Source organism: Micromonospora sp. CNZ286 (genome assembly GCF_014207755.1).
This window is the reverse complement of sequence record NZ_JACHIZ010000001.1, coordinates 3,122,621-3,136,744: the sequence shown is the minus strand read 5'-3', so window position 1 is coordinate 3,136,744 and position 14,124 is coordinate 3,122,621. Positions and strand designations below refer to the sequence as shown.

General features: G+C 72.4%; 15 protein-coding genes and 1 riboswitch. Of the genes, 12 read left to right on the top strand and 3 right to left on the bottom strand.

The window, feature by feature from the left end:
- The first annotated feature begins 10 nt into the window (after nt 1-10).
- Both FHX31_RS14170 and FHX31_RS14165 read left to right on the top strand, forming a co-directional pair.
- Nucleotides 11-403, top strand: a complete 393-nt coding sequence (locus FHX31_RS14170) for a YciI family protein (RefSeq protein ID WP_013476782.1) — start codon at nt 11-13, stop codon at nt 401-403.
- A 19-nt stretch (nt 404-422) separates the two neighbouring features.
- A complete protein-coding gene (locus FHX31_RS14165; RefSeq protein WP_184976420.1) occupies nt 423-1,643 on the top strand; it encodes a DUF6596 domain-containing protein in 1,221 nt (406 codons plus the stop codon).
- A gap of 42 nt (nt 1,644-1,685) precedes the next feature.
- On the opposite strand, the gene FHX31_RS14160 is transcribed toward FHX31_RS14165, so the two are convergent.
- Nucleotides 1,686-2,519 (bottom strand): patatin-like phospholipase family protein, encoded by an 834-nt coding sequence (locus FHX31_RS14160; protein ID WP_030272247.1) that lies wholly within the window; start codon nt 2,517-2,519, stop codon nt 1,686-1,688.
- A 75-nt stretch (nt 2,520-2,594) separates the two neighbouring features.
- Here FHX31_RS14160 and FHX31_RS14155 point away from each other — a divergent pair, with 75 nt between their 5' ends.
- Entirely contained in the window at nt 2,595-3,323 is a 729-nt protein-coding gene (locus FHX31_RS14155) for an SDR family NAD(P)-dependent oxidoreductase (RefSeq protein ID WP_013286344.1), read from the top strand.
- 50 nt (nt 3,324-3,373) lie between these two features.
- Here the strand turns inward: FHX31_RS14155 and FHX31_RS32700 are convergent, their stop codons facing one another.
- Together FHX31_RS32700 and FHX31_RS14150 are read right to left on the bottom strand one after the other, a co-directional pair.
- Entirely contained in the window at nt 3,374-3,499 is a 126-nt protein-coding gene (locus FHX31_RS32700; protein WP_013286345.1) for an MFS transporter small subunit, read from the bottom strand.
- The gene (locus FHX31_RS14150) at nt 3,496-4,914 is read right to left on the bottom strand and encodes an OFA family MFS transporter (protein WP_013476779.1); all 1,419 of its coding nucleotides are present in this window, start codon (nt 4,912-4,914) and stop codon (nt 3,496-3,498) included. The genes FHX31_RS32700 and FHX31_RS14150 overlap by 4 nt, the downstream gene beginning before the upstream one ends.
- Nucleotides 4,915-5,093: 179 nt before the next feature.
- Here FHX31_RS14150 and pdxY point away from each other — a divergent pair, with 179 nt between their 5' ends.
- From pdxY to FHX31_RS14105, 9 genes are all read left to right on the top strand, one after another.
- Nucleotides 5,094-5,945 carry a pyridoxal kinase PdxY gene (gene pdxY / locus FHX31_RS14145; protein WP_013286347.1) on the top strand — a complete coding sequence of 284 codons (852 nt, stop codon included), beginning with the start codon at nt 5,094-5,096 and terminating at the stop codon, nt 5,943-5,945.
- Nucleotides 5,946-6,044: 99 nt separating this feature from the next.
- Complete coding sequence (locus tag FHX31_RS14140; RefSeq protein ID WP_013286348.1) at nt 6,045-6,509, top strand: helix-turn-helix transcriptional regulator; 465 nt, start codon at nt 6,045-6,047, stop codon at nt 6,507-6,509.
- Nucleotides 6,510-6,514: 5 nt separating this feature from the next.
- A complete protein-coding gene (locus FHX31_RS14135; RefSeq protein WP_013286349.1) occupies nt 6,515-6,925 on the top strand; it encodes a VOC family protein in 411 nt (136 codons plus the stop codon).
- An 8-nt stretch (nt 6,926-6,933) separates the two neighbouring features.
- Entirely contained in the window at nt 6,934-7,383 is a 450-nt protein-coding gene (locus tag FHX31_RS14130; protein WP_013286350.1) for a pyridoxamine 5'-phosphate oxidase family protein, read from the top strand.
- Between the two features lie 26 nt (nt 7,384-7,409).
- Nucleotides 7,410-9,785, top strand: a complete 2,376-nt coding sequence (locus tag FHX31_RS14125; protein ID WP_184976418.1) for an ATP-binding cassette domain-containing protein — start codon at nt 7,410-7,412, stop codon at nt 9,783-9,785.
- Between the two features lie 71 nt (nt 9,786-9,856).
- Nucleotides 9,857-10,561 (top strand): hypothetical protein, encoded by a 705-nt coding sequence (locus FHX31_RS14120; RefSeq protein ID WP_184976416.1) that lies wholly within the window; start codon nt 9,857-9,859, stop codon nt 10,559-10,561.
- A 539-nt stretch (nt 10,562-11,100) separates the two neighbouring features.
- Nucleotides 11,101-12,090 (top strand): tyrosine-type recombinase/integrase, encoded by a 990-nt coding sequence (locus FHX31_RS14115; protein WP_176739674.1) that lies wholly within the window; start codon nt 11,101-11,103, stop codon nt 12,088-12,090.
- 51 nt (nt 12,091-12,141) lie between these two features.
- A complete protein-coding gene (locus FHX31_RS14110) occupies nt 12,142-13,161 on the top strand; it encodes a hypothetical protein (RefSeq protein WP_091327745.1) in 1,020 nt (339 codons plus the stop codon).
- A riboswitch (ZMP/ZTP riboswitch) is annotated at nt 13,159-13,240 on the top strand. It overlaps the preceding gene by 3 nt.
- A gap of 13 nt (nt 13,241-13,253) precedes the next feature.
- Entirely contained in the window at nt 13,254-14,120 is an 867-nt protein-coding gene (locus FHX31_RS14105; RefSeq protein ID WP_013476775.1) for a bifunctional 5,10-methylenetetrahydrofolate dehydrogenase/5,10-methenyltetrahydrofolate cyclohydrolase, read from the top strand.
- Nucleotides 14,121-14,124: the final 4 nt, after the last annotated feature.

The following is a 14,124-nucleotide window of genomic DNA, read 5'->3' as shown; positions in this document are numbered from 1 at the left end:
AGGACCGACAGTGAAGTACGTGATCATGATCCACTCCAACCCGGAGCCGTGGGGCCACCCCACCTCCGAATACCTCGCCGCCCACCAGGAGCTGCCCGCCGAGGTACGCGACCGGCTCAACGCCGACTTCGAGCAGGTGATGACCGAGCTGCACGCCAACGGGGAACTGGTCGTCGGCGAGGCGCTCGGCGACCCCCGCACCGCCCGGCTCTACCGGTGGCGCGACGGCGCGCCGCTGGCGACCGACGGCCCGTACTCTGAGGCGAAGGAACACCTCGCCGGTTTCTTCCTCGTCGACGTCGAGGACCAGGCCCGCGCCGACGCCGTCGCCGCGAAGTTCGCCGGCCCGGGGGAGACCGTCGAGCTGCGGCCCCTGATGTGGCCGGGCGGGTCCGATCAGTAACGCCCCGCCCCTCGCGGACGTGTGGCGCCGGGAGGCGCCGCACGTCCGCGCCGCGCTGCTGCGCCGCTACAGGCAACCCGACGCCTGTGAGGACGCCCTGCAGGACGCGGCGGAGGCGGCCGCCGCCCGGTGGCCGCTCACCGGCGTGCCCGACGAACCGCGGGCCTGGCTCATCCGGGTCGCCGCGCGGCGGCTGATCGACCGGATGCGCGCCGAGGAGGCCCGCAGCCGCCGCGAGCGGCTCGACGCGGTCCGGCAACCCGGCGCCGGCGTCGTGCCGCCCGTCGACGACACGCCCGTGACCGGCGCCGACGACACGCTGCGGCTGCTGTTCCTGTGCTGCCACCCGGCGCTGAGCCGCCCCTCCCAGGTCGCGCTGACCCTGCGCGCGGTCGCGGGACTGCGCGTGGAGCAGATCGCCGCCGCCTACCTGGTGCCGGCCCGGACCATGACCCAGCGGCTGAGCCGGGCCCGCGCGACGCTGCGCGAGGCGGGCGCCCGGTTCACCATGCCGCCGCCGGACGCGCTGCCCGGCCGGGTGGCCGCCGTGCTGGACGTGTGCCACCTGGTGTTCAGCGAGGGCTACACCCGCACCTCCGGCGACCAGCTCCTCGACGTCGAACTCGCCGAGGAGGCGATCCGGCTCACCCGGCAGGTCCACGCCGCGCTGCCCGGCCACCACGAGGTCACCGGCGCGCTGGCGCTGATGCTGCTCACCCACGCCCGGTCGCCCGCCCGCACCGACGCCGCCGGTGACCTCGTGCCGCTGGCCGACCAGGACCGCTCCCGCTGGCGCGGCGACCTCATCGACGAGGGCGTCACGCTGCTCGGCCGGGCCCTGCCCCACGGCCCGGTGGGCCGCTACCAGCTCCAGGCGGCCATCGCCGCCGTGCACGCCGAGGCACCGGCCTTCCCGGACACCGACTGGCTGCAGATCAGCGTCCTCTACGACATGCTGAGCCGGGTCGCCCCCAGCCCGTTCGTCACGCTCAACCAGGCCGTCGCGGTGGCCATGGCGCACGGCCCCGCCGTCGGGCTGGCGCTGCTCGACCCGCTGCTGGCCGACCCGGCGATGCGCGGCCACCACCGGCTGCACGCCGTCCGCGCGCACCTGCTGGAACTCCACGGCGACCCACAGGCCGCCGCCGAGCACTACCGGCTGGCCGCGCGGCTGACCGGAAGCCTGCCCGAACAGCGCTACCTCAACCGGCGCCTGAGCCGCCTGACCGGCGTCTCCTGAGCTGCGGCGCCGGTCAGGAGACGCCGTGCTGCACGCCCTCGGTCAGCGCCACACCGCTGCCACCTCGTCGGCCACCGCGTCGGCCTGGGCGAACCCGGCCCGCGCCGACGCCGCCCGCCGCGCCGGATCCAGCACGTTGCGGCCGATCGCCGTCCGCGCCGCCCGGTCCGGCGACACCACTGCCACCCGCGCCCCCGCCTCCCGCAACGCCGCCACCTGCGCCGACAGCCGCGGCATCGGCCCCACCGCCGCGCGCGTCGGCGCCAGGACCACCACCTGCCCGCACCCGGCCGCCAGGTCCGCGTTCACCGGCGAGCGGACCCCGCCGTCGACGTAGCGCCGGCCGCCGACTGTGACCGGCGGCCACACCCCCGGCACCGCGCAACTCGCGCCGACCGCGTCCACCAGCGGCACCCCGCTGTCCGCGTCGAACACCACGAACTCGCCGGAGGCCGCGTCCACGGCGGTGACCAGCAGCCGCGCCGCCGGCCAGTCCGGCGACGGCAGCCGCGCCGCGATCACCGCCCGCCGTGACTGCTCCGACGGGGTACGCGCCGACAACGCCATCGCGCCGATACGTGCCCGGGCCCGCGCCGCGTCCCGGCCCCGCCCACCGGCCCACGCCCAGCGCAACAGCACGCCCGTCCCGAGCCGGGCCGGCACCTCGTCGCGGGGCGGCCGCAGCTGCGCCTCGTACAACCGCGCCGGCGGCGTACCCGAACGCACCTGCGCCCCCACCACCGACCCGGCCGACGTACCCACCACCAGGTCCGCCTCGTCCAACCGCAGGCCGTGCCCGGCCAGCCCGGCCAGCAGACCCAGCTCCCAGGCCACCCCGGTCACCCCGCCGCCACCCAGCACCAACGCGCGCCCCATGTGACAGTCCTCTCCACCCCGGATGGTCCCGCCCACGGTAACGTCGCCCCCACCGCAAGGCAGGGGAGAAGGGCATTGACCTCCGTCACCATCGTCACCGGGGGAGGACGCGGCATCGGCGCGGCCACCGCCCGCCGGCTCGCCGCCGACGGCCACGACCTGGTCATCGGCTACCGCACCGACCACACCGCCGCCGAATCCGTGGCTGCCGACGTGCGCGCCGCCGGCCGCCGCGCGGTCACCGTCGCCGCCGACACCACCGACCCCGACCAGGTACGCCGCATCTTCGACGCCGCCGACCGGCTCGGCCCGCTCACCGGCCTGGTCAACAACGCCGGCGTCACCAGCCCGATCGGCCCGTTCACCGACCTGCGCGTCGACGACCTGCGCGAGGTCGTCGACGTCAACCTCATCGGGTACGTGCTGTGCGCCCAGCAGGCGGCCCGGCGGCTCACCCGCGGCGGCGCCATCGTCAACGTCTCCTCCGTGGCCGCGACGCTCGGCTCACCCGGCGAGTACGTGCACTACGCCGCCGTCAAGGCCGCCACCGACACCCTCACCGTCGGGCTGGCCAAGGAACTCGCGCCGCACGGTGTCCGCGTCAACGCCGTCGCCCCCGGGATCATCCGCACCACCATCCACGCCCGCTCCGGCGTGCCCGACCGGCCCGACACCGCCGCGGGCCGGATCCCGATGGGCCGCGCAGGGGAACCCGAGGAGGTCGCCGGCGCGATCGCGTACCTGCTCGGCCCGGACGCCTCGTACACAACGGGCGCGGTCCTGCGCGTCGGCGGCGGTCTCTGACCCGGCGGCAGCCCGGGGATCTCCACCCCCGGGCCGCCGCGTCGCGTCTCCTACTGGGTGAACAGCTTCGCCGCCGTGATCAGCGTCTGCACCACGCCGTAGCCCAGCAGCGCCGACACCACCAGCCACGACACCACCAGACGGGCCCGCTGCCCGCCACCGGTCCGCTCGTTCACGATCCGCTCCTCTCCGCCGTCACCGGCTGCCCCGGTCCCGTCTCGTCCCGCCCGGACGCGGGCTCGTGGTAACGCTGCGGCACCGGCCGCACCAGCAGGTTCGCCACCAGACCCACCGCCAGCACGCCGACCATCGTGAACAGCGCCGGCCGGTACGCCGCCGCGGTCAACGTGCCCGGCTCGCCCTGCGCGTCGAGGAACGCGTTGACGATCAGCGGCCCGGCCACGCCCGCCGCCGACCACGCGGTCAGCAGCCGGCCGTGGATCGCGCCCACCTCGAACGTGCCGAACAGGTCCCGCAGGTACGCCGGCACGGTGGCGAACCCGCCGCCGTAGAACGACAGGATCACGCACGCCAGCAGCACGAACAACGCCGTCGCGGTCTGCCCCACCAGCGCCAGCAGCAGGTACAGCACCATGCCCACACCCAGGTACACCATGTAGATCGGCTTGCGGCCGATCACATCCGACGTGGACGACCACACGAACCGGCCCGCCATGTTGAACAGCGACAACAGCCCCACGAACCCGCCGGCCGCCGCCACCGACACCGCCGACGTGCCACCCTCGCGGAAGAAGTCCTGGATCATCGGGCTGGCCTGCTCCAGGATGCCGATACCCGCCGTCACGTTGCAGAACAGCACCACCCACAGCAGCCAGAACGACCGCGTCCTGACCGCGTTGGCCGCCGACACGTTCGCTGTCGTCACCAGCGGCTTGTCCGCCACCCGAGCCGGGTCGAACCCGGCCGGCCGCCAGTCCGGCGCCGGCACCCGCACGTTGAACACCCCGAACATCATGATCACGAAGTAGCCGACGCCGAGCGTCACGAACAACCACACCAGCGCCGGCCCCGACGCCGTGGAACCGCTGTTCGCCGGGTCGTAGGCCGGGTCGTAGAACGACAGCAGCTGCCGGGACAGGGGAGAGGCCACCATCGCCCCGCCACCGAACCCCATGATCGCCAAGCCGGTCGCCAGACCCGGCCGGTCCGGGAACCACTTGATCAACGTGGAGACGGGGGAGATGTACCCGATCCCCAGACCGATCCCGCCCAGCACCCCGTACCCCAGATACAGCAGCCACAGCTGCCCGGTCGCGATACCCAGCGCCCCCACCAGGAACCCCGCCGCCCAGAAACACGCCGAGACGAACATCGCCTTACGCGGCCCGTTCGCCTCCACCCACGTACCGGCCACCGCGGCCGACAACCCCAGCATCACGATCGCGATACTGAAGATCACCCCGATCGCCGTCTGACCGGTGTCGAAATGCGCGATCAGGGAGTTCTTGTACACGCTCGTGGCGTAGACCTGCCCGATGCACAGATGGATCGCCAGCGCCGCCGGAGGAATCAGCCAACGGCTGTACCCCGGCGGCGCGACGGTGTGCCGACGATCGAGTGCGGAAAGCATCAGTGCTTCCTCCGTCCGGATGGCGAGAACACCCCGGTTCATGCCCCTGCCGCACGCTGCACCCAAACCCGCCCCGCGCCGGACGGCCGAAACGCTGCGCCGAACGGTCACCGCCGTCCCGGCCCGTCATCACCCCACCACCGGCAGTCATCCCCGGCCCGGGATGCGACGATGACCGGGTGAAGATCCTGTCCATCCAGTCGTCGGTCGCCTACGGCCACGTCGGCAACTCCGCCGCCGTGTTCCCGCTGCAACGCCTCCGCCACGAGGTCTGGCCGGTCCTGACCGTGCACTTCTCCAACCACACCGGCTACGGCGCCTGGCGCGGCCCCCTGCTCGCCCCCACCGACGTCGCCGACGTCATCGCCGGCATCGAGGACCGCGGCGTGCTCGGCACCGCCGACGCCGTCCTCTCCGGCTACCAGGGCGACCCCGCCGTCGGCGCCGTCATCCTCGACGCCGTCGCCCGCGTCAAGGCCGCCAACCCGGCCGCCCTCTACTGCTGCGACCCGGTCATGGGCGACGTCGGCCGCGGCATGTTCGTCCGCCCCGGCATCCCCGAATACCTCCGCGACACAGTCGTCCCGCGCGCCGACATCGTCACCCCCAACCAGTTCGAGCTGGAATTCCTCGCCGGCCGCACCACCGACACCGTCGACGACCTGCTCGCCGCCGTCGACACCGTCCGCGCCACCGGCCCCCGGCACGTCCTGGTCACCAGCGTCCTGCACGGCGACCTGCCCGCCGGCCACCTGGAAGTCGTCGCCGTCTCCGACGACGGCGCCTGGGCCGTCACCACCCCGCTGCTGCCGATCGCCCCCAACGGCGGCGGCGACGTCACCGCCGCCCTCTACCTCGCCCACCTCGCCACCACCGGCTCACCGAAGACCGCACTGGAACGCACCACCAACTCGATCTACGCGGTACTCGAGGCGACCCTCGAAGCCGGCACCCGCGAACTGCAACTCGTCGCCGCCCAGGACGCCATCGCCGACCCACCCACCCGCTTCACCGCCCGCCGGCTGCGCTGACCGACAGCGCGGGTGCACCTGCCGCGCGGGTGCACCCGCGCGGCGACTCGCCGCTCGAACAGGTGGACGACCCCACCGCCCACCAGGCAGGATGCGGACGTGCCACCGCACCCGGCAACCGACGACCCCGCGTTCGCCCAACGGCTGCGCGACCTCACCCGGCTGCGCCGCGTCCGCGACCGCATCGACCGCGAATACGCCAAACCCCTCGACGTCGAAGCCCTCGCCCGCGGCGAACACATGTCCGCCGGCCACCTCAGCCGGCAGTTCCGCCAGACCTACGGCGAATCCCCGTACGCGTACCTCATGACCCGCCGCATCGAACGCGCCATGGCCCTGCTGCGCCGCGGCGACCTCAGCGTCACCGACGTCTGCTTCGCCGTCGGCTGCCAGTCCCTGGGCACCTTCAGCACCCGCTTCACCGAACTCGTCGGCGAACCACCCAGCGCCTACCGCGCCCGCCACGCACCCGACACCGCCGAACCACCCCCGTGCCTGACCAAACAGGCGACCCGACCGATCAGGAATCGAGAAGCCCGCACCGGCCGACCACCACTAGCGTGACCACCATGACGATCACCATTCACTACGCCTTCCTGCCCCACACCGACGCCGACGCCGCCCTCGCCTTCTACCGCGACACCCTCGGCTTCGAACTGCGCAACGACGTCGGCTACAACAACATGCGCTGGCTCACCGTCGGCCCACCCAACCAGCCCGAGACCGGCATCGTCCTGCACCCACCGGCCGCCGACCCCGGCATCACCGACGACGAACGCCGCACCATCCTCGAACTCATCGCCAAGGGCAGCTACGGCGCGCTCACCCTCGCCACCGACGACCTCGACGGCCTGTTCGACCGCCTCCAGGCCTCCGGCGCCGACGTCGTCCAGGAACCCACCGAACAGCCCTACGGCGTCCGCGACTGCGCCTTCCGCGACCCCACCGGCAACCTCATCCGCATCAACGAGCGGCGCTGACCCACCCCATGACCGACGCACCCCGCACCCGCGCCCGCCGCCGCAACGACACCACCCACCGCCTCGAAAACGACGTCGACTGCTGGGTCGCCACCGCCGAACCCGACGGCACCCCGTACCTCGTGCCCCTGTCCTTCGACTGGGACGGCCACACACTGCTCGTCGCCACCCCGGCCGACAGCCCCACCGGCCGCAACCTCGCCGGCGGCCGCGCCCGCGTCGGCCTCGGCCCCACCCGCGACGTCACCATGATCGACGGCGATGTCGAAACCCTCGCCCTCGACGCCCTGCCCACCGGCCGAGGCGACCGCTTCGCCACCCGAACCGGCTTCGACCCCCGTACCCTGACCACGCCCTACCGCTGGTACCGCATCACGCCACACCGCATACAAGCCTGGCGCGAAGCCGACGAGCTACCCGGCCGCACCCTGATGCGCGACGGCCGCTGGCTCGACTGACACCCGCACCACCGGACGGAGAGACCATGAGCAAGGCCACCACCGGCCTGCACCACGCCGACAGCCACGACATCATCCGCGTCCACGGCGCCCGCGAGAACAACCTGCGCAACGTCGACGTCGAGATACCCAAACGCCGCCTCACCGTGTTCACCGGCGTCTCCGGCTCCGGCAAGAGCTCACTGGTCTTCGGCACCATCGCCGCCGAGTCCCAGCGCCTCATCAACGAGACCTACAGCGCCTTCGTCCAGGGCTTCATGCCCACCCTGTCCCGCCCCGAGGTCGACATCCTCGAAGGCCTCACCACCGCCATCATCGTCGACCAGGAACGCATGGGCGCCGACCCCCGCTCCACAGTCGGCACCGCCACCGACGTCAACGCCATGCTGCGCATCCTGTTCAGCCGCCTCGGCGACCCCCACATCGGCCCACCCAACGCCTACTCCTTCAACGTCCCCTCCGTACGCGCCGCCGGCGCCATCACCGTCGACCGCGGCCCCGGCAAGACCCAGACCAAGAAGGGCACCTTCAACCGCCTCGGCGGCATGTGCCCCCGCTGCGAGGGCCGCGGCGCCGTCACCGACTTCGACCTCACCGTCCTCTACGACGAGAAGCGCTCCCTCAACGAGGGCGCCATCACCATCCCCGGCTACAGCATGGACGGCTGGTACAGCCGCACCTTCCGCTCCAGCGGCCTGTTCGACCCCGACAAGCCCATCCGCGACTACACCAGACGCGAACTCGACGACCTGCTCCACAAGGAGCCCACGAAGATCAAGGTCGACGGCATCAACGTCACCTACACCGGCCTCATCCCCGCCATCAGCAAGTCGATGCTCGCCAAGGACGTCGACGCCATGCAGCCCCACATCCGCGCCTTCGTCGAACGCGCCGTCACGTTCACCACCTGCCCCGACTGCGACGGCACCCGGCTCGCCCCCGAAGCCCGCTCCTCGAAGATCAACGGCATCAACATCGCCGACGCCTGCGCCATGCAGATCAGCGACCTCGCCACCTGGGTACGCGACCTGCACCAACCCTCCGTGGGCCCGCTGCTCAAGGCACTGGGGGACACCCTCGACTCCTTCGTCGAGATCGGCCTCGGCTACCTCAGCCTCGACCGCCCCGCCGGCACCCTCTCCGGCGGCGAGGCCCAGCGCACCAAGATGATCCGCCACCTCGGCTCGTCCCTCACCGACGTCACCTACGTCTTCGACGAACCCACAATCGGCCTGCACCCGCACGACATCGCCCGCATGAACAACCTCCTGCTCCAACTCCGCGACAAGGGCAACACCGTCCTCGTCGTCGAACACAAACCCGAGACCATCGCCATCGCCGACCACGTCGTCGACCTCGGCCCCGGCGCCGGCACCGCCGGCGGCACCATCTGCTACGAAGGCACAGTCGCCGGCCTGCGCGCCAGCGACACCACCACCGGCCGCCACCTCGACGACCGCGCCACCCTCAAGGACAAACTGCGTACGCCCACCGGCACCCTGCCGATCCGCGGCGCCCGCACCCACAACCTGCGCGACGTCGACGTCGACATCCCCCTGGGCGTCCTGGTCGTCGTCACCGGCGTCGCCGGCTCCGGCAAGAGCAGCCTCATCCACGGCTCACTGGCCAAACGCGAGGACGTCGTCAGCGTCGACCAGACCGCCATCCGCGGCTCCCGCCGCAGCAACCCCGCCACCTACACCGGCCTGCTCGACCCCATCCGCAAGGCCTTCGCCAAGGCCAACGGCGTCAAACCCGCCCTGTTCAGCGCCAACTCCGAAGGCGCCTGCCCGACCTGCAACGGCGCCGGCGTCATCTACACCGACCTCGGCATGATGGCCGGCGTCGCCAGCACCTGCGAGGACTGCGAAGGCAAGCGCTTCCAGCCCGCCGTCCTCGACTACCACCTCGGCGGACGCGACATCAGCGAGGTCCTCGCCATGTCCGTCGACGAAGCCGAGACGTTCTTCAGCGACGGCGAGGCCCGCACCCCGGCCGCCCACACCATCCTCGACCGGCTCGCCGACGTCGGCCTCGGCTACCTCACGCTCGGTCAGCCCCTCACCACGCTGTCCGGCGGCGAACGGCAGCGGCTCAAGCTCGCCACCCGGATGGGGGACAAGGGCGGCGTGTACGTCCTCGACGAACCCACCACCGGCCTGCACCTGGCCGACGTCGCCCAACTGCTCGGCCTGCTCGACCGGCTCGTCGACACGGGGAAGTCCGTCATCGTGATCGAGCACCACCAAGCCGTCATGGCGCACGCCGACTGGATCATCGACCTCGGTCCGGGCGCCGGACACGACGGCGGCCGGATCGTGTACGAGGGCACCCCGGCGGATCTCGTGGCGGCCCGGTCGACGCTCACGGGCGAACACCTGGCCGACTACGTCGGCGCCTGACCGCCGGACGGCAGCACAGGGGAGAGGCGGCGGTCAACGCCACTGTCGATCGGCGCCTCTACTCTCGGCCCGTGAGCTTCAGCGCCTTCGCCCGCCGCGTCCGAGACCCGGCGCTGCCGTACCAGCGCCGGGTCTCGGCACTACGCTCGTGCGTGCAGCTGTACCGCCCAGTCGGCTTCGAGGCGACACTGAGCTTCCTCGAAGAGCTGGCCGGACCGTTCAGGCGTGACGAAGCGGCGCTGCTTCGGGCGCTGGAGCATCTCGCGGCGAGCCGCCGCCTCCGGCACGAGGATCTACAGCGGTACGCCGCCGAACGCCGCACCGCGAAGCAGCTCGGCCACCGGACACCGGGGCGCGCTGATCGAAACCCCAACCTGGGCCCGCCGATCTGGTACGGAGCTGCCCAGCGAGCGGCACTGCACGCGCTGAGCTACTGGCGGCGCAGCCGGCTGCCCGAGCTGCTCGCGGGCAACGACCCGGGCGCGCGGGAGATCGGCAGCTCGGTGTCCGCCTGCCTGGCCAGCGGCGGGCCCTTGACCGCCGAGCAGCAGCGGCGACTCGATGACGCGGTACAGCAGGTGCGGCAGCGTGCCGGCGGGCGGCTTCACGACGAGGATGCGCCAGCGTACTTCCGTGCGCGAGACCTACTGTGCGTCGCCGCGCTCGTCAGGGACGCGGCGACGCCGGAATGTGCCTACGCAGCGCCTCGGGCCGGAGGTGAGAACGGCGGCCCTCAAGGGATCGCTGCGGAGAACGAAGGCGCGAAGCATGCCTAAGCACCGAACAATGCACATTCGATAATGTACATTATGTCAAGTAACGCTGAGGTGGGAGCTCCCCGAGCGCCCGCGCGAGGCAGGTGACCGCTTTTGCGGGCCTTCGGGGTGCCGGAGGGCCAAGCAGTCACCCCCTGTCGTGCTGCGGGACCGCGTGCTCCACCTGGCGAGCGCTGGCAGCGGCAGCAAGCTCGGCCGCCGCGAGCCGGCTCGCACCTCCGGACACGATGTCGCCGCCGTTGCGCCCAGGCACCAATCATCGGGCCGGCCCACCCACCAGGCGACCCGCGCATCCCCCGCCGGATCCCACCTCGCTCCACCCACCGTCCGCCGATCATGAAGTTGGCGGCAACAAATTAGACGGCACTCCCGGCCAACCTCATGATCGCCGGAGCCGCCGCCAGTTCGCCGATGTGGCTGCATCGGAGCACTGGGATTACCGCCATCTCGGCGAGATGGAGTTGATCATGGCGTTGATCGCCCGCGCTCCCCTGATGTGCCTCCTGACGGGAACGCGAGAATCATGCATAATATCCCTTATGCATGACAAACCGGACGGAACGGTAGGCGCTCTTATTGAGGAGTTCCTGACCGCCCGGGCCACCCGTAAGCCCTCCCCCCACACACTGGCCGCGTACCGGCGGGATCTGACCACTGTGGCCGAGCTGGTGGCGGCGGACGGTGACGCCTCTCCCCTGCGCCTACCGGTCAGCACCCTCTCCCCCAAGGTGATGCGCGCGGCGTTCGCGCGGTTCGCCGCTCCCCGTGCCGCCGCGTCGGTCCATCGTGCCTGGTCGACCTGGAACAGCTTCTTCACGTTCCTGGTCGCCGAGGGTGTCGTACCGGGGAATCCGATGCCGGCGGTGGGACGACCCCGCACGCCGCTCCCCCGGCCCAAGCCGCTGCGGGGCGAGGACACCCCGGAGGAGTTGCTGGCGGCGGTGGCCCGGGCGGAGGGCCGGCAGCGTGACCCGTGGCCGGAGCGCGACCTGGCGGTGCTGGCGCTGGCGTTGTGCGCGGGGTTGCGGCTGTCGGAGCTGCTGGCGCTGCGGGTGTCGTCGGTGGCCGGGCGCGACGGTGAGCGGCGGGTGGACGTGGCGGGCAAGGGCGGGCGGCCGCGCACGGTGCCGATCGAGGACGCCGTGGACCGGGTGCTTGCGGGTTACCTGGACAGCCGGCGGCTCCGGTTCGGGTCGCGCAGTGTGCGGCCGGACGCGCCGTTCCTGGTGGATCGTCGGGGTGAGGCGTTGCGTCGGGGTGGGCTGCAGTACCTGGTGGAGTCGTGTTACCGGCGGGCGGGTATCGGTGACCGGGTGCCGCGGGGCGCGCGGTTGCACGCGTTGCGGCACACGTTCGCGACGCGGTTGGCGGAGGACGGGGCGAGCGCGGCGGAGATCATGCGGTTGCTGGGGCACGCGTCGTTGGCGTCGTCGCAGACGTACATCGAGGTGACGGCGGGTCAGCAGCGGGCGGCGGTGGCGGCGAACCGTACCAACCGGGCGTTGTCGGGGCTGGCGCCGCGGCGGTGACTGTCGTGCGGCGGGCGGCGTGTGGGGTGGCGCGCTGGCAGGATCGGCTAGATGCGGGTGGGTGCGGCGCGGGCGGTGGCTGTCGGGTGGGTGCGGGAGCGGATGCGCGCCGACCCGTCGATCGAGGGGGCGTTGTTCAGCGGGTCGACTGTGGGGTTGCCGGACGACGCGGTGCTGCCGGTGTGGTCGGACGTGGACGTGCTGCTGGTACGCCGGGAGCCCGGTGTGAAGGTGGGCAAGTTCGTGCACCGGGGGGTGCTGCTGGAGGTCAGCACTGTCACGTGGGAGGAGTTGGGTGGCCCGGAGGACGTGCTGGGGTCGTGGGTGTTCGCGCCGATGTTCCGTACCGATGGGGTGATCGCGGATCCGTCGGGGCGGCTGGCCGCGGTGCGGGAGCGGGTGGCGGCGGGGTTCGCGGATCCGGTGTGGGTGCGGGAGCGGTGCGCGGGGGTGCGGCGGCGCATCGAGGCCGGGTTGCGGGCGGTGGGCGGTTCGGCGCCGGTGGCGGAGCAGGTGCTGGCGTGGGTGTTTCCGACGTCGTTGCTGGCGGTGTGGCCGGCGGTGGCGGGTCTGGCGGATCCGACGGTGCGGCGGCGGTACGTGCGGGCGGAGCGGGTGTTGTCGCGGTTCGGGTTCGCGGATCGGTACGCGGGCCTGCTGGACACGCTCGACGGCGGCGGGGTGGGTGTGGACGCGGCGCGGGTGCGGGAGCATCTGGCCGGGTTGGCGGTGGTGTTCGACGAGGTGTCGCGGTTGCCGCGGGAGGGGTTCGCGTTCGGGGCGGATCTGGGTACGGCGGGGCGTCCGGTGGTGTTCGACGGTGCGGCTGAGCTGATCGAGGCGGGTCGGCATCGGGAGGCGATGTTCTGGGTGCTGGTGACGTGGGCGCGGTGTCATGTGGTGTCGGGCGTGGTGGCGCCGGAGTGGGAGCGGGCGTTCGGGGCGGTGCTGGCTGATCTGGGTGTGGCGTCGGCGGCGGATCGGCGGCGGCGGGCGGACGGTTTGCTGGCGGCGTTGCCGGGGTGGCAGTCGGTGGTGGATGCGGTGGCGGTGGAGGCTGTGGCAGGCTGAGGGGAACGCGACTGGCGGCACGGGGATGGGTGAACCATCGGGGAGCTCGTCGCGGGGGTCGACCGCCTGGGCCTCCGCGGGCGAGGTGTCGTATGTCTTCTGCGCGGTTGTTGCCGGGTGCCCCGGTGGCGGAGCAGGTGTTGTCGGAGGTCGCCGCGTCGGTGGCGGAGCTGCGTGCGGCGGGGGTGACGCCGGCGCTGGCGACGGTGCTGGTGGGTGACGACGACGCGAGCGCGGGTTATATCCGGATCAAGCAGCGTCAGGCGGCGGAGCTGGGGTTCGTGTCGCCGCACGTGCATCTGCCGGCGTCGGCGTCGCAGGCGGATCTGCATGCGGTGCTGGCGGATTTCAACGCGGACAAGACGGTGCACGGGGTGCTGGTGCAGTATCCGATTCCGGGTCATCTGGACTACGACCGGGCGTTGGCGGTGCTGGATCCGGACAAGGACGTGGACGGGATGCATCCGGTGAACATGGGCCGGCTGGCGTTGGGGTTGCCGGGTCCGTTGCCGTGTACGCCGGCGGGGATCGAGGCGTTGCTGGCGTTCCACGGTGTGCCGGTGGCGGGCCGGGAGGTGGTGATCCTGGGCCGGGGTGCGACGTTGGGTCGGCCGTTGGCGATGTTGCTGGCGCAGAAGCGGCCGACGGCGAACGCGGCGGTGACTGTGGTGCACACGGGGGTGGCGGACTGGCCGCGGTATACGCGGCGGGCGGAGATCCTGATCGCGGCGGCGGGGGTGCCGGGGATCGTGCGGCCGGAGCATGTGCGTCCGGGTGCGGTGGTGGTCGGTGGTGGGGTGCGGTACCAGGGGCGGCGGTTGCTGCCGGACGTGGACGAGTCGTGTGCCGAGGTGGCGGGGGCGATCACGCCGCGTGTGGGCGGGGTGGGTCCGACGACGGTGGCGATGTTGTTCCGCAACGCGGTGGAGGCGGCGCGGCGGCAGAGCGGTCTGGGCTGAGCGG